The sequence below is a fragment of the Enterobacter cloacae complex sp. P42RS genome, from assembly GCF_014930595.1.
In the GTDB taxonomy this organism is placed as follows: domain Bacteria; phylum Pseudomonadota; class Gammaproteobacteria; order Enterobacterales; family Enterobacteriaceae; genus Enterobacter; species Enterobacter bugandensis.
Map to the genome: position 1 here is coordinate 22196 of NZ_JADBRK010000018.1, position 25947 is coordinate 48142.

26 protein-coding genes are annotated in these 25947 nt (G+C 56.6%); 14 read left to right on the forward strand and 12 right to left on the reverse strand.

Features of this window, described 5'->3' with window-relative positions; genetic code table 11:
• The first annotated feature begins 204 nt into the window (after positions 1 to 204).
• The 4 genes from IM314_RS17980 (at position 205) to fpr (ending at position 4557) form a co-directional block, all read left to right on the forward strand.
• Positions 205 to 1050 carry an MIP/aquaporin family protein gene (locus IM314_RS17980; RefSeq protein WP_028014843.1) on the forward strand — a complete coding sequence of 282 codons (846 nt, stop codon included), beginning with the start codon at positions 205 to 207 and terminating at the stop codon, positions 1048 to 1050.
• 21 nt (positions 1051 to 1071) lie between these two features.
• The gene (gene glpK / locus IM314_RS17985; protein WP_028014844.1) at positions 1072 to 2580 is read left to right on the forward strand and encodes a glycerol kinase GlpK; all 1509 of its coding nucleotides are present in this window, start codon (positions 1072 to 1074) and stop codon (positions 2578 to 2580) included.
• A gap of 123 nt (positions 2581 to 2703) precedes the next feature.
• Entirely contained in the window at positions 2704 to 3714 is a 1011-nt protein-coding gene (gene glpX / locus IM314_RS17990; protein WP_028014845.1) for a class II fructose-bisphosphatase, read from the forward strand.
• Positions 3715 to 3810: 96 nt separating this feature from the next.
• Positions 3811 to 4557: a ferredoxin--NADP(+) reductase gene (fpr, locus tag IM314_RS17995; protein WP_047362494.1), complete on the forward strand. Its 747-nt coding sequence runs from the start codon at positions 3811 to 3813 to the stop codon at positions 4555 to 4557.
• Here the strand turns inward: fpr and IM314_RS18000 are convergent, their stop codons facing one another.
• The gene (locus IM314_RS18000; RefSeq protein WP_028014847.1) at positions 4558 to 4977 is read right to left on the reverse strand and encodes a DUF805 domain-containing protein; all 420 of its coding nucleotides are present in this window, start codon (positions 4975 to 4977) and stop codon (positions 4558 to 4560) included.
• A gap of 112 nt (positions 4978 to 5089) precedes the next feature.
• Here IM314_RS18000 and IM314_RS18005 point away from each other — a divergent pair, with 112 nt between their 5' ends.
• Both IM314_RS18005 and tpiA read left to right on the forward strand, forming a co-directional pair.
• Positions 5090 to 5686 (forward strand): DUF1454 family protein, encoded by a 597-nt coding sequence (locus IM314_RS18005; protein ID WP_041911791.1) that lies wholly within the window; start codon positions 5090 to 5092, stop codon positions 5684 to 5686.
• A gap of 111 nt (positions 5687 to 5797) precedes the next feature.
• Positions 5798 to 6565, forward strand: a complete 768-nt coding sequence (gene tpiA / locus IM314_RS18010) for a triose-phosphate isomerase (protein ID WP_006808674.1) — start codon at positions 5798 to 5800, stop codon at positions 6563 to 6565.
• A gap of 38 nt (positions 6566 to 6603) precedes the next feature.
• On the opposite strand, the gene IM314_RS18015 is transcribed toward tpiA, so the two are convergent.
• The 6 genes from IM314_RS18015 to cpxP form a co-directional block, all read right to left on the reverse strand.
• The gene (locus tag IM314_RS18015; protein ID WP_193359246.1) at positions 6604 to 7908 is read right to left on the reverse strand and encodes an SLC13 family permease; all 1305 of its coding nucleotides are present in this window, start codon (positions 7906 to 7908) and stop codon (positions 6604 to 6606) included.
• Between the two features lie 73 nt (positions 7909 to 7981).
• A complete protein-coding gene (locus IM314_RS18020) occupies positions 7982 to 8725 on the reverse strand; it encodes a CDP-diacylglycerol diphosphatase (protein WP_045630631.1) in 744 nt (247 codons plus the stop codon).
• A gap of 107 nt (positions 8726 to 8832) precedes the next feature.
• Entirely contained in the window at positions 8833 to 9822 is a 990-nt protein-coding gene (locus IM314_RS18025; protein WP_028014851.1) for a sulfate ABC transporter substrate-binding protein, read from the reverse strand.
• 134 nt (positions 9823 to 9956) lie between these two features.
• Positions 9957 to 10919 carry a 6-phosphofructokinase gene (pfkA, locus tag IM314_RS18030; RefSeq protein WP_028014852.1) on the reverse strand — a complete coding sequence of 321 codons (963 nt, stop codon included), beginning with the start codon at positions 10917 to 10919 and terminating at the stop codon, positions 9957 to 9959.
• Between the two features lie 174 nt (positions 10920 to 11093).
• Entirely contained in the window at positions 11094 to 11987 is an 894-nt protein-coding gene (gene fieF / locus IM314_RS18035) for a CDF family cation-efflux transporter FieF (RefSeq protein ID WP_028014853.1), read from the reverse strand.
• A 153-nt stretch (positions 11988 to 12140) separates the two neighbouring features.
• Positions 12141 to 12647 carry a cell-envelope stress modulator CpxP gene (gene cpxP / locus IM314_RS18040; protein WP_041911789.1) on the reverse strand — a complete coding sequence of 169 codons (507 nt, stop codon included), beginning with the start codon at positions 12645 to 12647 and terminating at the stop codon, positions 12141 to 12143.
• 150 nt (positions 12648 to 12797) lie between these two features.
• Here cpxP and cpxR point away from each other — a divergent pair, with 150 nt between their 5' ends.
• Entirely contained in the window at positions 12798 to 13496 is a 699-nt protein-coding gene (cpxR, locus tag IM314_RS18045) for an envelope stress response regulator transcription factor CpxR (RefSeq protein ID WP_006179159.1), read from the forward strand.
• The gene (cpxA, locus tag IM314_RS18050) at positions 13493 to 14866 is read left to right on the forward strand and encodes an envelope stress sensor histidine kinase CpxA (RefSeq protein ID WP_003862003.1); all 1374 of its coding nucleotides are present in this window, start codon (positions 13493 to 13495) and stop codon (positions 14864 to 14866) included. Before cpxR ends, cpxA begins: the two co-directional genes overlap by 4 nt.
• Before the next feature lie 52 nt (positions 14867 to 14918).
• Here cpxA and yiiM read toward each other — a convergent pair whose 3' ends face one another.
• Together yiiM and sodA are read right to left on the reverse strand one after the other, a co-directional pair.
• Entirely contained in the window at positions 14919 to 15593 is a 675-nt protein-coding gene (gene yiiM, locus IM314_RS18055) for a 6-hydroxyaminopurine reductase (RefSeq protein ID WP_193359245.1), read from the reverse strand.
• A 71-nt stretch (positions 15594 to 15664) separates the two neighbouring features.
• Positions 15665 to 16285 carry a superoxide dismutase [Mn] gene (gene sodA, locus IM314_RS18060; RefSeq protein WP_047736671.1) on the reverse strand — a complete coding sequence of 207 codons (621 nt, stop codon included), beginning with the start codon at positions 16283 to 16285 and terminating at the stop codon, positions 15665 to 15667.
• A 288-nt stretch (positions 16286 to 16573) separates the two neighbouring features.
• Here sodA and rhaT point away from each other — a divergent pair, with 288 nt between their 5' ends.
• A complete protein-coding gene (gene rhaT / locus IM314_RS18065; protein WP_045630604.1) occupies positions 16574 to 17608 on the forward strand; it encodes an L-rhamnose/proton symporter RhaT in 1035 nt (344 codons plus the stop codon).
• On the opposite strand, the gene rhaR is transcribed toward rhaT, so the two are convergent.
• Together rhaR and rhaS are read right to left on the reverse strand one after the other, a co-directional pair.
• Positions 17609 to 18457 (reverse strand): HTH-type transcriptional activator RhaR, encoded by an 849-nt coding sequence (gene rhaR, locus IM314_RS18070; RefSeq protein WP_041911786.1) that lies wholly within the window; start codon positions 18455 to 18457, stop codon positions 17609 to 17611.
• A 73-nt stretch (positions 18458 to 18530) separates the two neighbouring features.
• Positions 18531 to 19367 (reverse strand): HTH-type transcriptional activator RhaS, encoded by an 837-nt coding sequence (gene rhaS, locus IM314_RS18075; protein WP_193359244.1) that lies wholly within the window; start codon positions 19365 to 19367, stop codon positions 18531 to 18533.
• Positions 19368 to 19668: 301 nt separating this feature from the next.
• Here rhaS and rhaB point away from each other — a divergent pair, with 301 nt between their 5' ends.
• From rhaB to rhaM, 5 genes are all read left to right on the forward strand, one after another.
• Positions 19669 to 21138: a rhamnulokinase gene (rhaB, locus tag IM314_RS18080; RefSeq protein WP_193359243.1), complete on the forward strand. Its 1470-nt coding sequence runs from the start codon at positions 19669 to 19671 to the stop codon at positions 21136 to 21138.
• Positions 21135 to 22394, forward strand: coding sequence for an L-rhamnose isomerase (gene rhaA / locus IM314_RS18085; RefSeq protein WP_193359242.1), 1260 nt, complete (start codon positions 21135 to 21137; stop codon positions 22392 to 22394). The genes rhaB and rhaA overlap by 4 nt, the downstream gene beginning before the upstream one ends.
• A gap of 96 nt (positions 22395 to 22490) precedes the next feature.
• On the forward strand, positions 22491 to 23321 hold the full coding sequence (gene rhaD, locus IM314_RS18090; protein ID WP_041911782.1) for a rhamnulose-1-phosphate aldolase: 831 nt from the start codon (positions 22491 to 22493) through the stop codon (positions 23319 to 23321).
• Between the two features lie 30 nt (positions 23322 to 23351).
• Positions 23352 to 24500 (forward strand): lactaldehyde reductase, encoded by a 1149-nt coding sequence (gene fucO / locus IM314_RS18095; protein WP_193359241.1) that lies wholly within the window; start codon positions 23352 to 23354, stop codon positions 24498 to 24500.
• Positions 24497 to 24811: an L-rhamnose mutarotase gene (gene rhaM, locus IM314_RS18100; protein WP_193359240.1), complete on the forward strand. Its 315-nt coding sequence runs from the start codon at positions 24497 to 24499 to the stop codon at positions 24809 to 24811. Before fucO ends, rhaM begins: the two co-directional genes overlap by 4 nt.
• Positions 24812 to 24849: 38 nt before the next feature.
• On the opposite strand, the gene IM314_RS18105 is transcribed toward rhaM, so the two are convergent.
• Positions 24850 to 25788, reverse strand: coding sequence for an Abi family protein (locus tag IM314_RS18105; RefSeq protein ID WP_052682972.1), 939 nt, complete (start codon positions 25786 to 25788; stop codon positions 24850 to 24852).
• Positions 25789 to 25947: the final 159 nt, after the last annotated feature.

A 25947-nucleotide genomic window follows, 5' to 3' on the forward strand; every position in this document is an offset into this window, starting at 1 on the left:
ATTCAGCTCACCATGCGCGACTGATGCAAAAACGCGCTTTATGGCGCGAAAACGCTCATTTTATTGACACAGACCACACATTTTAATTTCGATATTTCTCGTTTTTGCTCGTTAACGATAAATTAACACTATGTCTACAGGGCATCGTGGCTGTCACGGGCGGCCACGCTAACAATAAACATCAATTTCTTCAGGATTCCGATTATGAGTCAGACATCAACCTTAAAAGGCCAGTGCATTGCCGAGTTCCTTGGTACCGGGTTGTTGATATTCTTCGGAGTGGGCTGTGTCGCTGCACTGAAAGTGGCGGGTGCCAGTTTTGGTCAGTGGGAAATCAGTATCATCTGGGGTCTGGGCGTGGCGATGGCCATCTACCTGACTGCAGGGGTCTCTGGCGCACATCTTAACCCGGCGGTGACTATCGCACTGTGGCTGTTCGCGTGCTTCGACGGACGCAAAGTTGTTCCCTTCATTATTTCTCAATTTGCCGGCGCGTTTTGCGCAGCGGCGTTAGTTTACGGGCTTTATTACAATCTTTTCATCGACTTCGAACAGACGCATCATATGGTGCGCGGCAGCGTCGAAAGTCTGGATCTGGCAGGCATCTTCTCAACCTACCCTAACCCACATATCAATTTTGTGCAGGCGTTCGCAGTTGAAATGGTGATTACCGCTATTCTGATGGGCGTCATTATGGCTTTGGGCGATGATGGTAACGGCATTCCACGTGGCCCGCTGGCGCCATTGCTGATTGGCCTGCTGATCGCCGTCATCGGTGCGTCCATGGGGCCGTTAACAGGGTTTGCGATGAACCCGGCGCGTGACCTGGGTCCAAAAACCTTCGCCTTCTTTGCAGGATGGGGCGACGTGGCTTTCACCGGCGGCAAAGATATTCCTTACTTCCTGGTACCGCTGTTCGGACCAGTCGTAGGGGCGGCACTGGGTGCATTTGGCTATCGCAAATTAATTGGTCGCCACTTACCGTGCGACACCTGTGTGGAAGAGGAGAAGGAAACGACTTCTACCGCACAACAAAAAGCTTCGCTGTAATCTGACTACGGGACACATACCATGACCGAAAAAAAATATATCGTTGCGCTCGACCAGGGCACTACCAGCTCCCGCGCTGTCGTAATGGATCATGACGCGAATATCGTCAGCGTGTCACAGCGCGAATTTGAGCAAATTTATCCTCGTCCAGGCTGGGTAGAACACGACCCGATGGAGATCTGGGCGTCACAAAGCTCCACGCTGGTAGAAGTGCTGGCGAAAGCCGACATCAGTTCCGACGAAATCGCCGCGATTGGTATCACCAACCAGCGTGAAACCACCGTGGTGTGGGAACGCGAAACCGGTAAGCCGATTTACAACGCCATCGTCTGGCAGTGCCGCCGTACGTCAGAGATCTGCGAACAGCTTAAGCGTGACGGGATGGAAGAGTACGTGCGTAGCGCCACCGGCCTGGTGGTTGACCCGTACTTCTCCGGCACCAAAGTGAAGTGGATCCTCGACCACGTGGAAGGTTCACGCGAGCGTGCAAAACGCGGCGAGCTGCTGTTCGGTACCGTTGATACCTGGCTTATCTGGAAGATGACTCAGGGACGTGTCCACGTTACTGACTACACTAATGCCTCGCGCACCATGCTGTTCAACATCAACACCCTGGAGTGGGATGACAAGATGCTGGACGCGCTGGATATTCCGCGCGCGATGCTGCCTGAAGTGCGTAAGTCGTCTGAAGTCTACGGCCAGACCAACATCGGCGGTAAAGGCGGCACCCGTATTCCTATCGCCGGTATCGCCGGTGACCAGCAGGCGGCGCTGTTCGGCCAGCTGTGCGTCAAGGAAGGGATGGCGAAGAACACCTACGGCACCGGCTGCTTTATGCTGATGAACACCGGCGAGAAAGCGGTGAAATCAGAAAACGGCCTGCTGACCACCATCGCCTGCGGCCCGCGCGGCGAGGTGAACTATGCCCTGGAAGGTGCGGTGTTTATGGCGGGCGCATCTATTCAGTGGCTGCGCGACGAGATGAAGCTGATCAGCGATGCGTTTGACTCCGAGTACTTCGCGACCAAAGTGAAAGACACCAACGGCGTGTACGTGGTGCCAGCGTTCACCGGTCTGGGCGCACCGTACTGGGACCCGTATGCCCGCGGCGCAATTTTCGGCCTGACGCGTGGTGTGAACTCAAACCACATCATTCGTGCGACCCTGGAATCCATCGCCTACCAGACGCGTGACGTGCTGGAAGCGATGCAGGCAGACTCCGGCATTCGTCTGCACGCCCTGCGCGTGGACGGCGGCGCGGTGGCCAACAACTTCCTGATGCAGTTCCAGTCCGACATTCTGGGCACCCGCGTTGAGCGCCCTGAAGTACGTGAAGTGACGGCACTGGGCGCGGCGTATCTTGCGGGCCTCGCGGTAGGCTTCTGGCAGAACCTGGACGAGCTGCAGGAGAAAGCGGTCATCGAACGCGAATTCCGCCCTGGCATCGAAACCACCGAGCGCAACTACCGCTACAGCGGCTGGAAGAAAGCGGTGAAACGCGCCCTTGCGTGGGAAGAGCACGAAGAGTAAGCCTATATTCCCTCTCCCTGTGGGAGAGGGTTAGGGTGATGGGCATCGACCGCACCGGTCCCCTCACCCCTCCCCACTCTGTGATAAACTTCGTGCAATTCCTTTTGATTGTACGAGTCCCTCATGAAACGTGAACTTGCTATCGAGTTTTCCCGCGTCACCGAAGCAGCCGCCCTTGCAGGCTATAAATGGCTGGGTCGTGGCGACAAAAATACCGCAGACGGCGCGGCCGTCCACGCCATGCGCATTGTGCTTAACCAGGTCAACATCGACGGCACAATTGTCATCGGTGAAGGCGAGATCGACGAAGCGCCGATGCTCTACATCGGTGAAAAGGTCGGGACCGGCAAAGGCGATGCGGTGGATATCGCGGTGGACCCGATCGAAGGCACGCGCATGACGGCGATGGGCCAGGCCAACGCCCTGGCGGTGCTGGCCGTGGGCGATAAAGGCTGCTTCCTCAACGCGCCAGACATGTACATGGAAAAGCTGATTGTCGGCCCTGGTGCGAAAGGCGCAATCGATCTCAGCCTGCCGCTGGACGCCAACCTGCGCAATATCGCGGCGGCGCTGGCTAAACCGCTCAACGAACTCACCGTGACCATTCTGGCGAAACCGCGCCACGACGCCACCATCTCTTATCTGCAGGCACTCGGCGTGCGCGTGTTTGCCATTCCGGATGGCGACGTTGCCGCCTCTATTCTGACCTGCATGCCGGACAGCGAAGTCGACGTGCTTTACGGCATCGGCGGCGCGCCAGAAGGCGTGGTCTCTGCGGCGGTGATCCGCGCGCTGGACGGCGATATGCAGGCGCGCCTTCTGCCGCGCCATGAGGTGAAAGGCGACAGCGACGAAAACCGTCGTATCGGTGAGGACGAGCTGGCGCGCTGCGCAGCGATGGGCATCGAAGCCAATAAAGTACTGGCGCTGAACGACATGGCGCGCAGCGATAACGTCGTCTTCTCTGCAACCGGCATCACCAAAGGCGATCTGCTGGACGGCATCACCCGCAAGGGCAACATGGCGACCACTGAAACGCTGCTGATCCGCGGTAAATCGCGCACCATCCGACGCATTCAGTCCATTCACTATCTCGACCGTAAAGACCCGGACGTGCAGACGCACATTCTGTAAAACCGTTTGATCGATAGAGCTTTCCGGCCCGAAGGGGCTGGAAATGTTTCCCACAAGTACGGAAGATAGAACAGAGAAACAGCACAGGAGAAGATCATGGCGGACTGGGTAACAGGTAAAGTCACAAAGATAGAATTCTGGACCGATGCGCTATTTAGTCTCACCCTGCATGCTCCCGTTCACCCGTTTAAGGCCGGGCAATTTGCCAAGCTGGGGCTGGATGTCGACGGCGAGCGCGTGCAGCGCGCCTACTCTTACGTTAACGCGCCGGATAACCCGGATCTCGAGTTCTATCTGGTCACCGTTCCTGACGGTAAGCTCAGCCCGCGCCTTGCCGCCCTTAAGCCCGGCGACGATGTGCAGATTGTGAGCGAAGCGGCAGGCTTCTTTGTGCTTGAAGAGATCCCTGACTGTGACACGCTCTGGATGCTGGCAACCGGCACGGCCATCGGTCCGTATCTCTCTATCTTGCAGTACGGTAAGGATCTGGAGCGCTTCAAAAACATCGTGCTGGTGCACGCCGCGCGCTATGCCGCAGATTTAAGCTATCTCCCGCAGATGCAGGCGCTGGAACAGCAGTACGGCGGAAAGTTAAAGATTCAGACGGTAGTCAGCCGCGAAACCGTAGCAGGAGCGCTTACCGGTCGCGTACCGGCGTTAATTGAGAGCGGCGCACTGGAAGACGCGGTGGGTTTACCGATGACGGCCGAAACCAGCCACGTCATGCTGTGCGGTAACCCGCAGATGGTCCGGGACACGCAGCAGCTTCTGAAGGATACCCGGCAGATGACGAAACATCTACGCCGCCGGCCGGGTCATATGACCGCCGAACACTACTGGTGATCAGCGGTATTTCACCTCGACGGTATCTTTACCGTATTTATTTTCGCTCTGGGTGCCGATAAACGCGCCCAGATCGACAATCATCATCACGAAGATGACCGACGGCAGCAGCCTGCCCACGACCCACGGCAGGATGGAAGGCAGCATCGCCCAGTTCCCTGCCACCAGCATCCACGCCAGTATGATCAAAAATGCCCACGCGCCGGAGCGGCCGCGATCGTGCAGGCGTTTCACCACGACGGCCGCCGTTGGCCATAGCAGGCAGACCAGTGCAAATGCCGCCGTTTGCGTGCTCAGCCAGGCGTTGTAGGCAACGAAAAAAAGAAGCAGCATGGCGACGACCCACGTCACCATCCAGACCCAGAAATCACGGCGTCCAATACGCCCTTTGAATGAAAACAGCCACTGCTGTATGGTCATGTAAGGTTCCTTATTATCGTTTAGCCCGCATTTTACCCTGGAGTTGTGACCTTTTGACAAGCCGACCAGATATCGTTTTAATCATGAGCACTTACGGCCAGGTGCAATGTTGATGAAAAATTCGGCACATTCTCTTTTCCTGTGTTTAGCGATGCTCGGCGCGGGTTTTCCGCTGCACGCCGCCAACACCGCGGCCCCCACCACTGCGCCGTATTTGCTGGCGGGCGCACCGTCTTTCGATCAGTCCATCAGCCAGTTTCGCGAAGCTTTCAATCAGGCCAACCCAGGGCTGCCGCTGGATGAGTTTCGCGCCATTGATAGCTCGCGCGATACCCCTACACTGACCCGTGCAGCGAGCAAGATTAACGAGAATTTGTATGCTTCCACGGCGCTGGAGCGCGGTACGTTAAAAATCAAAAGCATGCAAATCACCTGGCTGCCGATTCAGGGGCCAGAGCAGAAAGCGGCTAAATCGAAGGCGCTTGATTACATGAGCGCGGTGCTGCAGGCGTTTACACCTGCGCTGACGAAAAAGCAGAGCCAGCAAAAGCTGCAAAAGCTGCTGGCCGCCGGTAAAAACAAGCGGTACTACGCCACAACCGAAGGCGCGATTCGCTATGTAGTGGCGGATAACGGCGAAAAAGGACTGACCTTCGCCGTTGAACCGATTAAGCTGGCGCTATCTGACACCCTTGGCGGGGCCAATTAATGACAAAAAGCAAAGCCTTTCGAGGGAAAATCTCTATACTGATTCACAGACCATGCTGCCCGACAGGGCGGCCATATTCCTTAATTCGCTTATTTAGCGTGGAGAATTGAAATGCGACATCCTTTAGTGATGGGTAACTGGAAACTGAACGGCAGCCGCCATATGGTAAACGAACTGGTTGCAAACCTGCGTAAAGAGCTGGCTGGCGTGACCGGCTGCGCGGTTGCTATCGCTCCGCCGGATATGTACCTGGATCTGGCTAAACGTGCCGCTGACGGCAGCCACATTGTGCTGGGCGCGCAGAACGTTGACGTTAACCTGTCTGGCGCGTTCACCGGTGAAACTTCCGCTGAAATGCTGAAAGATATCGGCGCGAAATACATCATCATCGGCCACTCCGAGCGTCGCACCTACCACAAAGAATCTGACGAGTTCATCGCGAAGAAATTTGCCGTGCTGAAAGAGCAGGGTCTGATCCCGGTTCTGTGCATCGGTGAAACCGAAGCGGAAAACGAAGCGGGCAAAACCGAAGAAGTGTGTGCACGTCAGATCGACGCCGTGCTGAAAACGCAGGGCGCGGCAGCGTTCGAAGGCGCGGTTATCGCTTACGAGCCAGTCTGGGCGATCGGTACCGGCAAATCTGCTACCCCTGCGCAGGCTCAGGCAGTTCACAAATTCATCCGTGACCACATTGCTAAAGCCGACGCGAAAGTGGCTGAGCAAGTGATCATCCAGTACGGCGGCTCCGTAAACGCCTCCAACGCTGCTGAGCTGTTTACCCAGCCAGATATCGATGGCGCGCTGGTTGGCGGTGCATCCCTGAAAGCGGACGCTTTCGCGGTGATCGTTAAAGCGGCAGAAGCGGCTAAACAGGCGTAATGGCCTTTGTGGCGGGTGGCGCTTGCGCTTACCCGCCGCTACAAACGCCCTAACACGCTAAACCACAGATAATCCAGCGGCAGCAGCACCAGATACGTCGCAATCGCTAGCGCCAGGCAGAGCACCATCCCCGCCCTTGCAGGCACCTTTCCTAGCCCCATCGCCACCACAATCGGCGACGCCTGATACGGCAGCAGCGGCGTGGAATAGCCCAGTACCTGAATCATGATTACCGACAGCAGCGGGAAACCGGTCGCGTCCGAGAAGCTCTGCGCCAGCGTGGTGTAAAGCGCCGGAACGCCGTTGGCAGTCATAATGAAGTTGAGTGCCGTAGTAATTCCGGTTAGCGCCAGGAAGCTGGTGAATGGTTTGCCCGCATCCAGCGGCATTATGCGCAGCAGCGCCTCGCCTACGGCCGCTCCGATACCCGTTTGCGTCACGACGATCGCCAGCCCGAGAATACCCGCAACGTAAATGCAGGTGCGCATATTTACCCCCGCCGAGAACTCCTCGCCGGTGATAAAACCAATGCGCGGCAGCATAACGATAATCGAGGCCGCCAGCCCCGTCCACGCCGGCCCCACGCCGTGCCAGCTCTCCGTCACCCACATCATCAGCACCACCACCAGCAGCCAGGCGAGTCGTTTTTCGTCACGCCCCATCGGTTCAGACAGCGTGAAATCCTTCGCCGGTTTCGGGCTGCCGGGGAACAGCCAGCAGATGAGGCCAATCAGAATCAGGCCTTTGAGAATACCGAGCACCGGCGTGTGCAGCAGCAGATACGGGACATAGTTCAGGTGAATGCCGTACGAGCCTTCCGCCGCGCCGCTCATGACCAGGTTAGGCACGTTGGCGGGCAGAATGGTGGCCGAGAGCTGGAAGGTACCGAAGCCGACTGCCAGCGCAAGGCCGAACCAGGCGCGGGATCCGTCGGCGATACCGGCGCGTTTCGCCATCGCCGCGACAATGGGCATCAGCAGCGCAATACGCCCCATGTTTGACGGCATCACAAACGCCAGCGCGTAGCTGAGCAATACCACGCTCGCCACCATCAGCATCCAGGAGTCGGTGAGCTTTGCCGACAGCGCCCGGGCGGCCCTGTCCGCCAGGCCGGTTTTACGGATCGCCACGCCGAGCACAAAGCCGCTGAAGACCAGCCAGAAGGCCGACGAGGCAAAACCGCCAAAAATCACCTCCGGCGGGGCGATTCTGGCGGTCATCGCCGCCGTGAAAAACAGCAGCGCGGTGATAAATTCCGGCAACAGCGACGTCGCCCACAGCACGATGGTGACGCCGACGATCAGCGAGGGCAGCAGCAGAGGATGCGTTAACCAGAGCGACATACCTGTCTCCTGTAGATTTTTTCAGCAAGTCTACGGTGACAGGCAGCCTGAGTAAACGCGATTTATAGTGGGGTTACTTCAGGATAGCGCATTGATGATCCTGCAATTCCTCTGCCGACGCGCGGTTAAGCGTGAGCAGGTTACGCTCGGTCGCCAGCAAAACAAACGAACCATCCGACTGCTGCGCCATCGCCAGCGCGAAGCGTCCCATATGGTCGCGCGCCTCCGGCAGCTCTTCCGCCAGCATCATAAACGGACTGCGCTGGACCAGTTCATTCTCCGTCACCCGGCGTGCGAGGTACTCATGCCCTTCCAGCCCACCCGGGAACGGTAGCCACTGGGTGCTGATATCTCCCTGCGCCGCGTTGAGCTTCTCGCGCACGTCCGGGCGCAGGCAGGAGATATGGATATGGAAATGGTTTTGCGTGCGTCCGGTCGGTGAGTTAATCGTCAGCGAAATAGCGCTGTCCGGCACTTCAGAGCCACGCTTCAGGGTCATAAAGCTGCGCGACTGCCACGCCAGCCAGAAGAAGTTTGGCGTATGAGGCTCGGTCAGGAGCGGGCTTTCGGTGCCGTTGATGCGATACGTTGGCATCAACAGATACTGCAGCGGCCCGTTGCGGTCCTTAAATACTACATAGCCCGCATCAGGCTTCACCTGCGCGCAGGGTGCCGGGTTACGGTGTTGCAGCTGATTAGGCAGACACTGGTCGAGGACGATATGGCGCAACGCATTCGGATTACCCGCTTTTATCCAGTACACGCCGCCTGCGGCAAGGGCGATGACAATCAGGATCAGTAAGATAATTTTTTTCACAACGCGTTCCCTGTTTTCAATAGAGGCAAAAGAGTAACGCAAAATGATGACCAAATAAAAAACCCGGTGGATTTCTCACACCGGGTCGCCGTGTCGTTTGCTAACCGTTAACGCTGGCTAATCTGGTCGAAGGTGCCGCCATTAGAGAAGTGCTCTTTCTGCGCTTTCGTCCAGCCGCCGAACACATCATCAATGGTGAAGAGCTTCAGTTTCGGGAATTCGCTGTCGTATTTCTTCGCGACAGCCGCATCGCGCGGACGATAGAAGTTCTTCGCCGCGATTTCCTGGCCTTCCGGCGAGTAGAGATACTTCAGGTAGGCTTCCGCCACCGCTTTGGTGCCTTTCTTATCAACGACCTTATCGACCACGGAAACGGTCGGCTCGGCGAGGATGGATTCGCTCGGAGTCACGATCTCAAACTTGTCTTTACCCAGTTCGTGGGTCGCCAGCAGGGCTTCGTTTTCCCAGGCAATAAGCACGTCGCCAATTCCGCGCTCGACGAAGGTGTTAGTTGCACCGCGCGCGCCGGAGTCCAGCACTTCAACGTTTTTGTACAGGGATTTGACGAACTCCTGTGCTTTAGCCTGGTCACCGTTGTTGTGGTGCAGCGCGTAGCCCCAGGCCGCCAGGTAGTTCCAGCGTGCCCCGCCGGAGCTTTTCGGGTTCGGGGTAATCACAGAAACGCCCGGTTTGATCAGGTCGTTCCAGTCCTTAATCTGTTTTGGGTTGCCTTTACGCACCAGGAAGACGATGGTCGAGGTGTATGGCGCGGAGTTGTCCGGCAGGCGTTTGATCCAGTTTTTGTCGATACGGCCACGCTCGGCGATAGCGTCGACATCATAGGCCAGCGCCAGGGTAACCACGTCGGCTTCAATACCGTTAATCACAGATGTCGCCTGCTTACCAGAGCCACCGTGCGACTGGCGAACCACCACGTTATCGCCGGTTTCCTGCTTCCAGTGCGCCGCGAAGGCTTTGTTGTATTGATCGTACAGCTCACGCGTCGGGTCGTACGACACGTTGAGAAGTTGAATGTCCTTTGCCAGCACGCTGGTCGATGCCAGCAATAACGTTAACCCCACGCCCCATTTATTCATCGCCCAGCTCTCTTGTGTAGTGTTTTGATGAATGCAGCGTGCCAGAAAGCGAATCGATGATTAAAGAATAAAAAAAGATTGGCTATAACGTGGAGGAATAAAAGCCCTCTTCAGAAAGAAGAGGGCTCTAAGGATCAGTACAGTTTTTTCGCGCAGTCCAGCCAGTCACCTTTGAACGGACGCTTCATGTTTTCAATCGCGTCGATGATGTCATGGTGAACCAGCTGTTCGTTCTGAATACCGACGCAGCGGCCACCGTGGCCCTGCAGCAGCAGCTCGATAGCGTACGCGCCCATACGGGACGCCAGAATACGGTCGTACGGGCCAGGGGAACCGCCGCGCTGGATGTGGCCCAGAACGGTCGCGCGGGTTTCGCGTTTAGTTTCGGTTTCGATGTACTTCGCCAGCTCGTCAACGTCACAGATGTGCTCGGTGATAGCCACAATCGCGTGTTTCTTACCTTTCGCGATACCGGCTTTGATTTCTGCAACCAGATCTTCGCGGCTGAATTCCACTTCAGGAACCACCACAAACTCACAGCCACCGGCGATAGCCGCTGCCAGGGTCAGGTCACCGCAGTAACGGCCCATCACTTCAACGATAGAGATACGCTGGTGAGAAGAAGAGGTGTCACGCAGGCGGTCAATGGCTTCCACAACGGTGCCCAGCGCGGTGAAGTAACCGATGGTGTAGTCAGTGCCTTTGATGTCGTTGTCGATGGTGCCCGGCAGGCCGATGCACGGGAAGCCCATTTCGGTCAGACGTTTTGCACCCATGTACGAGCCGTCACCGCCGATAACGACCAGCGCGTCCAGACCACGCTTTTTCATGTTCTCGATAGCCACTTCACGGATGTGTTCGTCACGGAATTCCGGGAAGCGCGCAGACCCAAGGAAGGTACCGCCACGGTTGATCATGTCAGACACGCTGTAGCGGTCGAGCTGAACCATACGGTCTTCATACAGACCCAGGTAACCATCATAGATACCAAAAACTTCCAGACCTTCCGTCAGCGCTGCACGGACAACCCCACGAATTGCCGCGTTCATGCCCGGCGCATCACCGCCGCTTGTCAACACACCGATTTTCTTAATCATGACTACCTCTGAACTTAGGAATGCAAAATTGAAATCTGTTGCCGGAAGAAACTTATCGACCAACGAATACTGCAAATAGTATATCAATCCCTTCTGGCTGAATTGATTCAGGTCAGACCAAATGGCGGTAATTTATACACAAAATGCTGGCCTGGCTCACTTTTTTACAACGAATTACGAAAGCCCAACATGTCCGGGTACAACCGAGCAGGGATCCTGGTGAATGATGACGTCTGAACCAGGAAAACGCTGCAAAATCGCCTGCTCGACCTGCTCAGCAATAACGTGAGCCTGTACCAGTGGCAGGTTGTCTTCCATTTCAATATGAATCTGAATAAAGCGGGTCGGCCCTGACTGCCGCGTTCGAAGATCGTGTGCACCGCTGACGCCGGGCCAGGAGGTCACGATAGAAAAAATTTCGTTACGTTCTGAGTCCGGAAGAGCGCGATCGAGCAGTGATTGCACCGCGTCATACCCCATCCGCAGGGCGCTATATAAAATATAGATACCAATCCCTAACGCAAACAACGCATCGGCCCGATGCCAGCCATACCAGGCCAGACCGAGCGCAATAAGAATAGCCCCATTCATCATAACATCAGATTGATAATGAAGCATATCCGCCCGTACGGCTTGACTTTGCGTTTTGCGAACGACCCAGCGCTGGAACGTTACCAGAACAAGTGTGCTTATAAGTGCAATGACCGTGACGACCACGCCGACACCGGGATTGTTCATCGGTGAAGGCGAAACCAGATGCTGGATACCGGTCAAAAACAGGAACAGTGCAGAGCCAGAAATGAACATACTTTGCGCCAGCGCCGCGAGCGATTCCGCCTTGCCGTGCCCAAACGTGTGCTCTTCATCCGCCGGCTGCAGCGAGTAACGCACCACCAGAAGATTGGTCAGCGAGGCGGCGATATCGACCAGTGAATCCACCAGCGCCGCCAGAATACTGACCGAGCCGGTATACCACCAGGCAAAGATTTTGATCAGCAGCAGGCCAGAGGCCATGACGGTCGCCGCAATGGCGGCCCGGCTTACCAGCCTTCCATAGGATTGATTCATAAACGCTCCTGTCATGTCATGCCGCTAGTATAACGGAAGCATGGGGAGGCAAAGGATGAATAAACGGTTAACAAATCAGAATGCGGGGCAAAAAAAACCCCCACATCATGTGGGGGAAGACAGGGATGGTGTCTATGGCAAGGAAAACAGGGTTTACTGGTTACTACGGGTACTGCTATTGCTACTGAAAAACGTCGCTTCTGAGCTTCGCTGCATCCGTGCAACCTCACGCAGCTGGTCCATACGCTGCTGATGTCTGGCATTCAAAACCGCTTGCTGCTCGGGCGTTAGCAGGTGGAACATCTGGTTGCGGACCTTCGCCATTTCTACCTGGCGGGCAACCTGTTCCTGTGCCATTTTTTCGGCCTGAGCGCGAACAGCGCTTTCGTCAAAATTTTCTGCGGTGACAAGGCGATGCATTGTCTCCATTTCGCTAACATTAACAGGGGGCTGGTCGTGTCGTGCCCTCTGCATCAGATCTCGCATCTGTTGACGCTGATGTTCGGTTAAACTTATGCCGTCAAACATATGGCTTTGGCTGCTGTGCTGCGTTGCGCCCTCTTGCGAGGAACCGTTATCGCCGATGATAGCTACAGCAGCCTGGCTAAACGCACTGAACGCCAGCGTTGAGGCCATGACGGCAGCGGTAACTTTGCGCATCACTTGCTCCCAAAATCTTTCGTGTCGCGATTCAACGAGAGACAGTCTACGATTCAGGCTGCAAACATGCGTCAGGGGGTGTAAAACAACGTAAAGTCATGGATTAGATAGCCTTGATGTCGTAATTTCTGCCTCGGAGGTATTTAAACAATGAATAAAATCCTGTTAGTTGACGATGACCGAGAGCTCACATCCCTTTTAAAGGAGTTGCTCGACATGGAAGGTTTCAACGTCCTGGTTGCCCATGATGGCGAGCAGGCGCTGAGTCTCCTTGACGACAGCATCGATCTACTTTTGCTCGACGTAATGATGCCAAAGAAAAACGGTATTGATACGCTGAAAGAGCTTCGCCAGACACACCAGACCCCCGTTATCATGCTGACCGCCCGCGGCAGCGAGCTTGACCGCGTTCTCGGCCTTGAGCTGGGTGCGGATGACTATTTACCGAAGCCGTTCAACGACCGTGAACTGGTGGCCCGTATTCGCGCGATCCTGCGTCGTTCCCACTGGAGCGAGCAGCAGCAGAATACCGACAACAGCTCGCCAACGCTGGAAGTGGACTCCCTGAGCCTGAACCCAGGCCGTCAGGAAGCAAGCTTCGACGGCCAGACGCTGGAGCTTACCGGCACCGAGTTCACACTGCTGTATCTACTGGCGCAACATCTTGGCCAGGTGGTATCGCGTGAACATTTAAGCCAGGAAGTGCTGGGCAAACGCCTCACGCCGTTTGACCGCGCCATCGACATGCACATCTCTAACCTGCGCCGCAAGCTGCCGGAGCGTAAAGACGGTCACCCATGGTTTAAAACCCTGCGTGGTCGCGGTTATCTGATGGTTTCTGCTTCATGATAGGTAGCTTAACCGCCCGCATCTTCGCCATCTTCTGGCTGACGCTGGCACTGGTTTTAATGCTCGTTTTGATGTTGCCAAAACTCGACTCACGCCAGATGACGGAGCTGCTCGACAGCGAGCAACGTCAGGGCGTGATGATCGAGCAGCACGTGGAAGCGGAGCTGGCAAACGATCCGCCGAACGATTTAATGTGGTGGCGCAGGCTGTTTCGCGCTATCGACAAGTGGGCGCCGCCAGGACAACGTCTTTTGCTGGTTACCAGCGAAGGCCGCGTGATTGGCGCCGATCGCAATGAAATGCAGATCATCCGCAACTTTATTGGCCAGGCGGATAACGCCGATCACCCACAGAAAAAGAAATATGGTCGGGTAGAGATGGTCGGCCCTTTCTCGGTACGGGATGGGGAAGATAACTACCAGCTCTACCTGATTCGCCCTGCGAGCAGTTCCCAGTCCGACTTCATCAACCTGCTGTTTGACCGTCCGCTTCTGCTGCTGATCGTCACGATGCTGGTCAGTTCCCCGCTGCTGTTATGGCTGGCGTGGAGCCTGGCGAAACCGGCGCGTAAGCTGAAAAATGCGGCGGACGAAGTGGCACAAGGCAATCTCAGACAGCATCCGGAGCTGGAATCCGGGCCGCAGGAGTTTCTGGCCGCCGGCACCAGTTTTAACCAGATGGTCAGCGCGCTTGATCGGATGATGACGGCCCAGCAACGCCTGCTGTCGGACATCTCACACGAACTGCGCACCCCGCTCACGCGCTTACAGCTGGGCACCGCCCTGCTGCGTCGCCGCAGCGGGGAGAGCAAAGAGCTGGAACGTATTGAAACGGAAGCGCATCGTCTGGACAGCATGATTAACGATCTGCTGGTGATGTCGCGCAACCAGCAGAAAAACGCGCTGGTGAGCGAAACGGTGAAAGCCAATCACCTGTGGCACGAGGTGCTGGACAACGCGGCGTTCGAAGCGGAGCAGATGGGTAAATCGTTCACCGTCAACTTCCCGCCGGGCCCGTGGCCGCTGTACGGTAACCCCAACGCGCTGGAAAGCGCTCTGGAGAATATCGTGCGTAACGCCCTGCGCTACTCGCATACGAAGATTGAAGTGGCGTTCTCGGTGGATAAAGACGGGATCACCGTCATTGTCGATGACGACGGTCCTGGCGTCAGCCCGGAAGATCGCGAGCAGATTTTCCGTCCGTTCTACCGTACCGACGAAGCGCGCGACCGTGAGTCCGGCGGTACGGGGCTGGGTCTGGCGATTGTAGAAACCGCCATGCAGCAGCACCGCGGCTGGGTGAAAGCCGACGACAGCCCGCTGGGCGGGCTGCGGTTAACGCTGTGGCTACCGCTGTATAAGCGTTCGTAACGGTATGTGCCGGGTGGCGGCTTCGCCTTACCCGGCCTACTTTCTACGGAACCTATTTCCCCCACAATCTCCGCGAACTACTCTCGATCTTCCCGCTTATACGCCGCTTTTGCATCGTTCTCGTCCAACTGGTAGACAACCCCGCCGCCGACAGCAGGCGATGATACTGTTCATCGTCGAAAGGCATATGCCAGGCAATCGCGCAGGCGTCGTAAACGGACACGTCGCTCAAACGCGACGCGAGCTCAAGCGGGGCATCCGCCGAAACCTGTCCCGCCTGCACAACGCGGTACAGCCAGCCGGTTTTACCCGCGTTTTGCAGCTGGGCCGACATATCCTGAATACCGAAATGGTAGTTGAGCTTAAAGCACGGCGAGCGCGGCTGGGTGATCTGAATCAGGGCATCGCCCCAGCGGTAAATATCGCCAATAAAGACGTTCTTTTCCGTCAGCCCTTCCGTTGAGAGATTTTCGCCAAACGCGGGCGCGACGAAGAGGTCCGCCTGATCAGGAAATTCGGTTTTCCAGTGCTGATAGTGCTCGCGCGGATAGTGGCACAGCGCGCGATCGGGCCCGCCGTGGATTTTCTTTTCGGCCTGCTGGTCGCCCACAAGCCCGAGCTCGGTCAGCGACAGCTCACCGTCGACCTGCACTTTGGCGATGGCGCTTGGGCGGCTGCCGTCGTACTCCCTTACCTTGCCTGTAAACACGTTCACCGGGTAATGCATCGCTGCCTCCATTACGCAGATACAAAAAAAGCGAGTCCTCAGACTCGCTTCTCACAGGCGTCAATGCAACCTTATTTTTTAGCGGCGAAACGCGCTGCTGCTTCGTCCCAGTTCACGACATCCCAGAACGCTTTGATGTAGTCAGGGCGACGGTTCTGGAACTTCAGGTAGTAAGCGTGTTCCCACACGTCCAGACCCAGGATTGGGAAACCGGATGCGCCAGAGATCGCTTCACCCATCAGCGGGGAGTCCTGATTAGCAGTAGAAACCACCGCCAGCTTGTCGTCTTTCAGAACCAGCCACGCCCAGCCAGAGCCGAAGCGGGTTGCAGCGGCTTTTTCGAATTCCGCTTTGAAGTTGTCTACGGAACCGAAGTCGCGCTCGATAGCCGCTTTCAGGTCGCCCTGCAGGGTGGTGCCGGTTTTCAGGCCTTTCCAGAACAGGCTGTGGTTAGCGTGACCGCCCGCGTTGTTACGCAGCACGGTTTTCTTGTCTGCTGGCAGCTGGTCCAGCTTGGTGATCAGCTCTTCAACAGGCAGATTAGCGAACTCTGGCAGGCTTTCCAGCGCAGCATTCGCGTTGTTCACGTAGGTCTGGTGGTGTTTAGTGTGATGGATTTCCATCGTCTGCTTGTCGAAATGCGGTTCCAGTGCGTCGTAGGCATACGGCAGGGATGGCAGTGTATAACTCATAATCCTCTCCATTGTTGTCGGGCGGCACAGCTGTTAATGCCGCGTAAGCAGTTGGTTCATTATAGTTAATTAAATGATATTGAAAATGATTATCAATGCCGTAATTTTTATATGGTTATTCGGTTTTTGAGAAATAAAAGAATTGTGAGTCTGCTCACGCGCTTAACGTGCTGATTGCCATTCAAAACAAAAGTGCGGCAACCTTCTGAAGGTTCCTGAACAGCCTAATTTTTACACTCATCAAGTCGGGGGGAAGCCTCCGGCTATAAAAACGATGAGGACGTAAAAATGAATCATGCGATTACGATGGGTATCTTCTGGCATTTAATAGGCGCAGCCAGTGCAGCCTGTTTCTATGCCCCGTTCAAAAAGGTGAAAGGCTGGTCGTGGGAAACCATGTGGTCCGTTGGCGGTACCGTGTCCTGGCTGATTTTGCCGTGGACAATCAGCGCCATGCTGCTGCCCGATTTCTGGGGCTACTTCTCCTCCTTCAACGCCTCCACCCTGCTACCGGTATTCCTGTTCGGCGCAATGTGGGGCATCGGCAACATCAACTACGGCCTGACCATGCGCTACCTCGGGATGTCGATGGGTATCGGCATCGCGATTGGCATTACGCTGATCGTCGGCACGCTGATGACGCCAATCCTTAACGGCCATTTCGACGTGCTGATCAACACCCAGGGCGGCCGGATGACGCTGCTGGGCGTGCTGGTGGCGGTGATCGGCGTGGGGATCGTCACCCGCGCAGGCCAGCTAAAAGAACGCAAGATGGGCATCAGGGCCGAAGAGTTCAACCTGAAGAAAGGTCTCCTGCTGGCGGTGATGTGCGGAGTCTTCTCGGCGGGCATGTCGTTCGCCATGAACGCCGCCAAACCGATGCACGACGCCGCTGCGGCGCTGGGCGTTGACCCGCTGTATGTTGCCCTGCCAAGCTACGTGGTGATCATGGGCGGCGGCGCGCTGGTAAACCTCGGTTTCTGCTTTATCCGTCTGGCAAAAGTGAAGAACCTGTCGGTAAAAGCCGACTTCTCGCTGGCAAAACCGCTGATCCTTACCAACGTTCTGCTCTCCGCGCTCGGCGGCCTGATGTGGTATCTGCAATTCTTCTTCTACGCCTGGGGCCACGCCAGCATTCCGCCGCAGTACGACTACATAAGCTGGATGCTGCACATGAGCTTCTACGTGCTGTGCGGCGGGCTGGTTGGGCTGGTGCTGAAGGAGTGGAACAACGCCGGACGTCGTCCGGTTGGCGTACTGAGCCTGGGCTGCGTGGTGATTATCATTGCGGCCAATATCGTCGGCCTCGGCATGGCGAACTGATTACGCTGCTTTTCGACTGCGATGACGCCACTGAACCGGCGTCATCCCCACCTCACGGTTAAACACCACCGAAAAGTAGTTACTGTCCTCAAAGCCGCTGCGCATCGCCACTTCACTGACCATCAGCTCCGTATGCTGTAACAGATACTGGGCGTGGCAGATGCGCAGCTGGCGCAGGTAATGGTTTATCGTCATCCCCGTCTGGGTGCGGAACTGCTGGCGCAGCGCGCGCTCGCTGCACTGCTCCTGCTCGCAGAATTTTTCCAGCACGAAACTCTTGTTCAGACTGCCCGCAAGCCGGGCGATCAGCTTATCCAGCAGCGCTTCCTGCGTGGTGGCGGAGGGATTATCCGTGGCGTAACGATGACGCTTCAGGGTCATCACCAGCTGGGCGAAAAGCAGCTCCGACATCTGGTTTGCCACCGGGTCGCTCTTCTGGCTCTCCTGCTCCAGCTGGGAAATCGTCTGGCGCACCTGAGCCATGCCGCTGCTGCTTAAGCGCCAGTGCGGTTCGCCTCCGGCATTCAGAATGCCCGGAATGTTGCTCGCCCAGTCGACATTCAGTTTAAGCCTGTCAGGGCAGTAGATGACGTTCTGCAACACCAGATCGTTAACCGAGGCGTAGGCGTGTTTGTCTTCGGCGCGAATGTAAAACAGATCCCCGCGCGTGATGCGGTAGGGCCGGTCGTTGAGGACGTGCAGGCCGTTGCCGCGCCACACCAGCACCAGCTCGCAGAACTCATGGGTGTGCTCGGCAAAGACATTTTGCGGGTAACGGTCGGCCACCGCGACGGCCTGACTCGCGGAGGCAAAAAAATCATCTTTGCGAAGAATTAACTGAGCGGCCACACCACAACCTCTACGGCGAATAACCGGGCATTATTAGCTTTTTTGCGGCCTGAAAACGGTGACTGCCCTCGCGTTACTGAAGCAACGCGTCTTTCCCCTGACGAATATCGCGCGGCGACCAGCTAAATTCCCGGCGAAATAGCGTCGAAAAGTGGTTACTGTCGCCGAAACCGCAGCGATAAGCAATTTCCGTAACGCTTTCTTCGGTATGCCGTAAAAGGTGACGCGCTTTGATCAGGCGCAGACGGTTAAGGTAACGCTGCGGCGTGAGCCCGGTATGCTGCTTGAGCTGACGATGCAGCGTGCGCAGCGAGAGCGAAAAGTCGTTCGCCAGCGTTTCCCAGCAAACATCTTCAGCGAAATGATCTTCCAGCCAGGCCATAAGCTGGTTCAGCCGTGCGTCATTATTTTCCATCCCTTCCACCAGGCTGCTGCGGCGCAGCAGCACCAGCAGCTGCATAAACAGCAACTCGCGGGTGGCAATCGCGTGCGTCTCCTGCACGTCCTCGCTCTGCTCCATCTGGCTCACCAGCTGACGCACCTGCTGTAACGTGGATTGATTCACCCGCCAGTGCGACGGGTAGTGGCCGTCTTTCTCCTGCGGCAACAGCTGATTCAACCCGGAGAGAAACTGGAACGCATCCGGGGAACGATAGAGCACGTTGGTCAGACACAGGTTGTCGGTATGTTCATACAGGTGCCTGTCGTGGTCGCGCACGAAGCACACCGTACCGCCGCTGATGGTATACGGCTGACCGTTGAATACGTGGATGCCTGTTCCGTGCTCAACAATCACAATCTCATGAAAATCATGATGATGCTCCGGGAACGCAGCCTGAGGAAGCCGTGGCTCAATCGCGACGGGAGAAGCCCCCGAAGGAAAAAAATCGACGCTGTGCAGTACGGTCATAACGGCCCCCACCAATGAGAAAAGTTCTCAAAATAGTAATTAAGGCCCTCCACGCTCACCTTAAATTTTTGACAGTAAACCGCGCAAAAGCTGCCGGTTTTTCAAGAAACAGGCGGAAAGATCGGGAAATGCGGTCAGCGTCACACTGCCTGCAAACCCCGCCATTACTGGAAACTGTGAACTCCCTCACGTTCACCTTTGCTTTCTTGCCAGCGCGAGATTTGGGCTGTCAGTGGAGAGAAGGTGGCTATTTCTTCCCTTTCTTACACTCATCGCTAATGACTTAAGAAAGGACCCGACCATGACTTTTCGCCATTGTGTGGCTGTCGATTTAGGCGCATCCAGCGGCCGTGTAATGCTCGCCACCTGGGACTGTGACCAGCACACCCTTACGCTACGCGAAATGCACCGTTTCGCCAATTGTCTGCAAAAACAGGACGGTTTTGTGACCTGGGATATTGATGCGCTGGAAGCGGAGATCCGCACCGGACTTCACAACGTCTGCGAAAACGGTATCCGCATCGACAGTATCGGCATTGATACGTGGGGCGTGGATTACGTGCTGCTGGACAGTCACGGCGAACGCGTCGGCCTGCCTGTTTCCTACCGCGACAGCCGCACCGATGGGCTGATGGCGCACGCCATCGCGCAGCTTGGCAAGGAGAATATCTATGGTCGCAGCGGCATTCAGTTTCTGCCGTTTAACACGCTTTACCAGCTGCGCGCGCTGGTGGAGCAACAGCCAGAGCTGGTTGAAAAGGTGGCGCATGCGCTGCTGATCCCGGACTACTTAGGCTATCGTCTGACCGGCAACATGAACTGGGAATACACCAACGCCACCACCACGCAGCTGGTCAATATCAACACCGATAACTGGGATGAACACCTGCTGGCATGGACGGGCGCCTCGCCGTCCTGGTTCGGCACGCCAACCCATCCGGGCAATGTCATAGGCCAGTGGATTTGCCCGCAGGGGAATGAAATTCCCGTTGTCGCCGTCGCCAGTCACGACACCGCAAGCGCGGTCATTGCCTCGCCGCTCGCCAGCAAAGACGCGGCCTATCTCTCCTCCGGCACCTGGTCGCTGATGGGTTTTGAGAGCAAAACGCCTTACACCAGCGACGCCGCGCTGGCCGCCAATATCACCAACGAAGGCGGTGCCGAAGGACGCTACCGCGTGCTGAAGAACATCATGGGCCTGTGGCTGCTCCAGCGGGTGCTGAAAGAGCAGAACGTCACCGACCTGCCCGCGCTTATCGCGGAAACCGAAAAGCTGAAGGCCTGCACCTTCCTGATTAACCCGAACGACGACCGCTTTATTAACCCGGTGCACATGAGCGCTGAGATCCAGGGCGCCTGTTTTGACGCGGGGCAGCCGGTACCTTCCCGTCCCGCCGAGCTGGCGCGCTGTATTTTTGACAGCCTCGCCCTGCTCTATGCCGACATCCTGAGCGAGCTGGCGAGCCTTCGCGGTAAACCGTTCAGCCAGCTGCACATCGTGGGCGGCGGCTGCCAGAACCAGCTGCTGAACCAGCTCTGCGCCGATGCCTGCGGCATTACCGTGGTGGCAGGTCCCGTAGAGGCTTCCACGCTCGGCAACATCGGCATTCAGTTGATGACGCTGGACGAACTATCAAACGTCGACGATTTCCGTTCGGTGGTGACGGCGAATAACAGCCTGACCACCTTCACCCCCAATCCCTGCCATGACATTGCCCGCTACCGGGCGCAGTTTCAGCAAAAACGACTGACTAAGGAGCTTTGCGCATGACCACTCAACTTGAACAAGCCTGGGACCTGGCTAAACAGCGTTTCGCCGCCGTCGGCGTGGATGTCGAAGAGGCGCTGCGCCAGCTCGACCGTCTGCCCGTCTCCATGCACTGCTGGCAGGGTGATGACGTCGCCGGTTTCGAGAATCCGGGCGGTTCCCTGACGGGTGGCATTCAGGCAACGGGTCACTACCCGGGCAAAGCGCGCAACGCCACCGAACTGCGTGCGGATCTTGAAATGGCGTTGAGCCTGATCCCGGGGCCAAAACGCCTGAATCTGCACGCGATTTATCTCGAATCCGACGCGCCGGTCGCGCGTAACGAAATCAAACCGGAACACTTTAAGAACTGGGTGGAGTGGGCAAAGGCCAACCGGCTGGGACTGGATTTTAACCCGTCCTGCTTCTCGCACCCGCTGAGCGCGGACGGGTTTACCCTTGCACACGCCAACGACGAAATCCGGCAGTTCTGGATCGACCACGTCAAAGCCAGCCGACGCGTCTCGGCGTATTTCGGCGAACAGCTTGGCACGCCTTCGGTGATGAATATCTGGATCCCGGACGGCATGAAGGACATCACCGTAGACCGACTGGCCCCGCGTCAGCGGCTGCTGGCCGCGCTGGATGAAGCCATCAGCGAGAAGCTGGATCCGGCGCACCATATCGACGCGGTGGAGAGCAAGCTGTTCGGCATTGGCGCAGAAAGCTACACCGTCGGCTCGAACGAGTTCTACATGGGCTACGCCACCAGCCGCCAGACCGCGCTGTGCCTGGACGCTGGCCACTTCCACCCAACGGAAGTCATCTCCGACAAAATATCCGCCGCCATGCTCTACGTGCCGCGCCTGCTGCTGCACGTCAGCCGTCCGGTGCGCTGGGACAGCGACCACGTGGTCCTGCTGGACGACGAAACCCAGGCGATTGCCAGCGAAATCATCCGCCACGATCTGTATGACCGCGTGCACATCGGCCTCGACTTCTTTGACGCCTCCATCAACCGCATCGCGGCGTGGGTTATCGGCACCCGCAACATGAAGAAAGCGCTGCTGCGCGCTCTGCTGGAGCCGACTGCTGCGCTGAAACAGCTTGAAGAAAACGGCGACTACACCGCGCGTCTGGCGCTGCTGGAGGAGCAAAAATCCCTGCCGTGGCAGGCGGTATGGGAGATGTACTGCCAGCGTCACGATGCGCCTGCGGGCAGCCAGTGGCTGGACAACGTGCGGGCGTATGAAAAAGACGTGCTCGCCGCTCGTCAGTAAAAAATATCGCCCGGCAGCGCATTGCATGCCGGGCCTACAGGTAAAAGCAGGCCGGGTAAGCGTAGCGCCACCCGGCATTTTCAAAGGAAACACTGTATGCAGACCATCACCACCTCCTGGTTCGTCCAGGGCATGATCAAAGCCACCTCCGACGCCTGGCTGAAGGGCTGGGACGAGCGCAACGGCGGCAACCTCACGCTGCGCCTGGACGATGCGGACATCGAGCCCTACGCCGCCGATTTTCACCAGAAGCCGCGCTATATTGCCCTGAGTCAGCCGATGCCGCTGCTCGCCAACACGCCGTTTATCGTTACCGGTTCCGGCAAGTTCTTCCGTAACGTTCAGCTGGACCCGGAAGCCAATCTCGGCGTCGTGAGGGTAGACAGCGACGGCGCGGGCTACCACATTCTGTGGGGGCTAACGGACGACGCGGTGCCGACCTCTGAACTGCCGGCGCACTTCCTCTCCCACTGCGAGCGCATCAAGGCGACCAACGGCAAAGACCGCGTCATCATGCACTGCCACGCCACTAACCTGATCGCCCTGACCTACGTGCTGGAAAATAATTCTGATTTCTTTACCCGCAAGCTGTGGGAAGGCAGTACCGAGTGTCTGGTGGTGTTCCCGGACGGCGTCGGCATTCTGCCGTGGATGGTGCCGGGTACCGACGAGATCGGCCAGGCGACCGCCAAAGATATGCAAAAACATTCGCTGGTGCTGTGGCCGTTCCACGGCGTCTTCGGCAGCGGTCCGACGCTGGATGAAACCTTCGGCCTGATCGACACCGCCGAGAAATCCGCGGAGGTGCTGGTGAAGGTCTACTCCATGGGCGGCATGAAGCAGACCATCACCCGGGAAGAGCTGATCGCGCTGGGCAAACGTTTTGGCGTTACCCCGATGCAGTCGGCCCTGGATTTATACGCGTAACGCCACAGGCGATAGTTAAGGAGAATTATCATGAGCTTTATGTTGGCACTTCCCAAAATTAGCCTGCATGGCGCGGGTGCAATCGGCGATATGGTCACCCTGGTGGCGACCAGGCAGTGGGGCAAAGCGCTGATTGTCACCGACGGCCAACTGGTGAAACTGGGCCTGCTCGACAGCCTGTTTACCGCGCTGGACGCCCATCAAATGTCATATCACCTGTTCGATGAGGTGTTTCCGAACCCGACGGAAGCGCTGGTGCAAAAAGGATTTGCGGCTTACCGGGACGCGGAGTGTGATTACATCATCGCCTTTGGCGGCGGCAGCCCGATTGATACCGCCAAGGCGATTAAAATCCTCACCGCTAATCCAGGCCCGTCTACCGATTACTCCGGCGTCGGCAAGGTGAAAAACGCAGGCGTGCCGCTGGTGGCGATTAACACTACCGCAGGCACCGCGGCAGAGATGACCAGCAACGCAGTGATCATCGACTCCGCTCGTCAGGTGAAAGAGGTGATTATCGACCCGAACATCATCCCGGATATTGCCGTGGACGATGCCAGCGTGATGCTTGATATTCCGGCCCCGGTGACCGCCGCGACCGGTATGGATGCGTTAACGCACGCCATTGAAGCCTACGTGTCCGTTGGCGCGCACCCGCTGACCGATGCCAACGCGCTGGAAGCGATTCGCCTGATTAATCTCTGGCTGCCGAAAGCGGTCGACGACGGTCATAACCTGGAAGCGCGCGAGCAGATGGCGTTTGGTCAGTACCTGGCAGGTATGGCGTTTAACAGCGCCGGGCTGGGGCTGGTACATGCTCTGGCGCACCAGCCGGGCGCAACGCACAACCTGCCGCATGGCGTGTGCAACGCCATCCTACTGCCGATCATCGAAAACTTTAACCGCCCGAACGCGGTCGCGCGTTTTGCCCGCGTGGCGCAGGCAATGGGCGTCGATACCCGCGGGATGAGCGATGAAGCCGCAAGCATGTCCGCCATTCAGGCGATTCGCGACCTGAGCGCCCGCGTCGGCATTCCGTCAGGCTTCAGCCAGCTCGGCGTCACCAAAGCCGATATCGAAGGCTGGCTGGATAAAGCCCTCGCCGATCCGTGTGCGCCGTGCAACCCGCGCACCGCCAGCCGCGACGAGGTCCGCGAGCTGTACCTGGAGGCATTATGATCCGCAAAGCGTTTGTGATGCAGATAAACCCGGATGCGCACGATGAGTACGCGCGTCGCCACAATCCGATCTGGCCCGAACTGGATGCGGTGCTGAAAACCCACGGCGCGCACCACTACGCCATTTACCTCGATAAAGCACGCAACCTGCTGTTTGCGACGGTGGAGATTGAGTCGGAGGAGCGCTGGAACGCGGTGGCGAATACCGACGTGTGCCAGCGCTGGTGGAAATATATGGCTGACGTCATGCCGTCGAACCCGGATAACAGCCCGGTGAGTTCGGAACTGAAAGAAGTGTTTTACTTAGCGTAACGGCAAAGCAGGTGATGGAACGCACGCGTCACCTGCTTTTAGCGCAAGGTTCTCAATCCATAAACTACCGTATCATGCTCCCAGATGATGGTTTCGTTCCTCTCTTTCGCATCGTGACAGTACTGTTCGATAACGGCAATCTGCTCGGGCGATAACGCACAAAACGGTTTCGTATAACGATAGATATTGAGCTCTTCTAGTGAGCAAACGCGTCTGGCATTCTCAAACAGCCCTACCTTTTTCATCACCTTAAGCAGATTAATATCAAGGGCTTCGATGATAAGTTCAATCTTGTTTATCTTGACTCTTATCGTATCAATCGCCGTTCTTGCGTCATTCACGTTTGGCGCTTTAACCCAGATAGGTTCGTGATGGGAAATACGGTTGCGATACTCTCTCAGTTCAAAGATGAGATCGATCAGCGTTTTTCTGACTTTTTGCGGGTTCGTGTTGATTCTGGCGTAATTTTTAAAGACTTTACTCAATGATTTTGGCCATAAATATCCGTGATTATCTCGCGGTGCGGGAGCGTTAAACTCATTATTCAAAACATAATGCCAGGTACTAAAATCCGTTGAGGCAATAATACGATCGTGACTCCATTCCGGGACCGGTTGCACCTGAGCATAAGCTCCTCGCCTGCGCCTCATCTCTTTTTTGCGCCATTCCCGGGTAAGGCACTCTTTAGCCTTTTCGATGTTTTTATAGAAATGACACTCATCCCGGTCTTTTGTGCAGTGAATCGTTTCCCACCACATATCGCCAAATCTCACCCTGGCTTCTCTGTCGACGGCGTTTCTTAAAGAGATCTCAAGGTTTTGGAGGAGAGGATAAATGGACGCTGCTGCATGCTGAGACCAGATGTATATGCCGTATAATTCGCATTCATTATTCGGACGAAACGTTGTGCGATATCCGTCCAAGCGTATTGATGAGATCAATGAAATAATCGGTTTGTAATTAGTAGCTTGCGGCATTTATTCGTGCTCCCAGAACGATGTGCCGAAGCATACCATAGACCTGTAGATACAGTTGACGGTGGATCCTTCAACCGTTAGAATTTGGTCCTGAAAGCCTGTACTGTCTACTTCCCCTTTTTATAGGTTCTGGTTGCGTACACCATAGGCAAAGCGATT

Excerpts from the sequence above, each read along its gene's own strand:
- IM314_RS18005 (WP_041911791.1), top strand. The coding sequence starts at position 5,090 with ATGAAAAATTCGGCACATTCTCTTTTCCTGTGTTTAGCGATGCTCGGC.
- sodA (WP_047736671.1), bottom strand. The coding sequence starts at position 16,285 with ATGAGTTATACACTGCCATCCCTGCCGTATGCCTACGACGCACTGGAA.
- rhaS (WP_193359244.1), bottom strand. The coding sequence starts at position 19,367 with ATGACCGTACTGCACAGCGTCGATTTTTTTCCTTCGGGGGCTTCTCCC.
- fucO (WP_193359241.1), top strand. The coding sequence starts at position 23,352 with ATGAGCTTTATGTTGGCACTTCCCAAAATTAGCCTGCATGGCGCGGGT.
- IM314_RS18025 (WP_028014851.1), bottom strand. The coding sequence starts at position 9,822 with ATGAATAAATGGGGCGTGGGGTTAACGTTATTGCTGGCATCGACCAGC.
- IM314_RS17980 (WP_028014843.1), top strand. The coding sequence starts at position 205 with ATGAGTCAGACATCAACCTTAAAAGGCCAGTGCATTGCCGAGTTCCTT.
- rhaT (WP_045630604.1), top strand. The coding sequence starts at position 16,574 with ATGAATCATGCGATTACGATGGGTATCTTCTGGCATTTAATAGGCGCA.
- rhaM (WP_193359240.1), top strand. The coding sequence starts at position 24,497 with ATGATCCGCAAAGCGTTTGTGATGCAGATAAACCCGGATGCGCACGAT.
- cpxR (WP_006179159.1), top strand. The coding sequence starts at position 12,798 with ATGAATAAAATCCTGTTAGTTGACGATGACCGAGAGCTCACATCCCTT.
- fieF (WP_028014853.1), bottom strand. The coding sequence starts at position 11,987 with ATGAATCAATCCTATGGAAGGCTGGTAAGCCGGGCCGCCATTGCGGCG.
- IM314_RS18015 (WP_193359246.1), bottom strand. The coding sequence starts at position 7,908 with ATGTCGCTCTGGTTAACGCATCCTCTGCTGCTGCCCTCGCTGATCGTC.
- IM314_RS18105 (WP_052682972.1), bottom strand. The coding sequence starts at position 25,788 with ATGCCGCAAGCTACTAATTACAAACCGATTATTTCATTGATCTCATCA.
- glpK (WP_028014844.1), top strand. The coding sequence starts at position 1,072 with ATGACCGAAAAAAAATATATCGTTGCGCTCGACCAGGGCACTACCAGC.
- fpr (WP_047362494.1), top strand. The coding sequence starts at position 3,811 with ATGGCGGACTGGGTAACAGGTAAAGTCACAAAGATAGAATTCTGGACC.
- glpX (WP_028014845.1), top strand. The coding sequence starts at position 2,704 with ATGAAACGTGAACTTGCTATCGAGTTTTCCCGCGTCACCGAAGCAGCC.
- rhaA (WP_193359242.1), top strand. The coding sequence starts at position 21,135 with ATGACCACTCAACTTGAACAAGCCTGGGACCTGGCTAAACAGCGTTTC.
- tpiA (WP_006808674.1), top strand. The coding sequence starts at position 5,798 with ATGCGACATCCTTTAGTGATGGGTAACTGGAAACTGAACGGCAGCCGC.
- cpxA (WP_003862003.1), top strand. The coding sequence starts at position 13,493 with ATGATAGGTAGCTTAACCGCCCGCATCTTCGCCATCTTCTGGCTGACG.
- rhaD (WP_041911782.1), top strand. The coding sequence starts at position 22,491 with ATGCAGACCATCACCACCTCCTGGTTCGTCCAGGGCATGATCAAAGCC.
- IM314_RS18000 (WP_028014847.1), bottom strand. The coding sequence starts at position 4,977 with ATGACCATACAGCAGTGGCTGTTTTCATTCAAAGGGCGTATTGGACGC.
- cpxP (WP_041911789.1), bottom strand. The coding sequence starts at position 12,647 with ATGCGCAAAGTTACCGCTGCCGTCATGGCCTCAACGCTGGCGTTCAGT.
- pfkA (WP_028014852.1), bottom strand. The coding sequence starts at position 10,919 with ATGATTAAGAAAATCGGTGTGTTGACAAGCGGCGGTGATGCGCCGGGC.
- yiiM (WP_193359245.1), bottom strand. The coding sequence starts at position 15,593 with ATGCATTACCCGGTGAACGTGTTTACAGGCAAGGTAAGGGAGTACGAC.
- rhaB (WP_193359243.1), top strand. The coding sequence starts at position 19,669 with ATGACTTTTCGCCATTGTGTGGCTGTCGATTTAGGCGCATCCAGCGGC.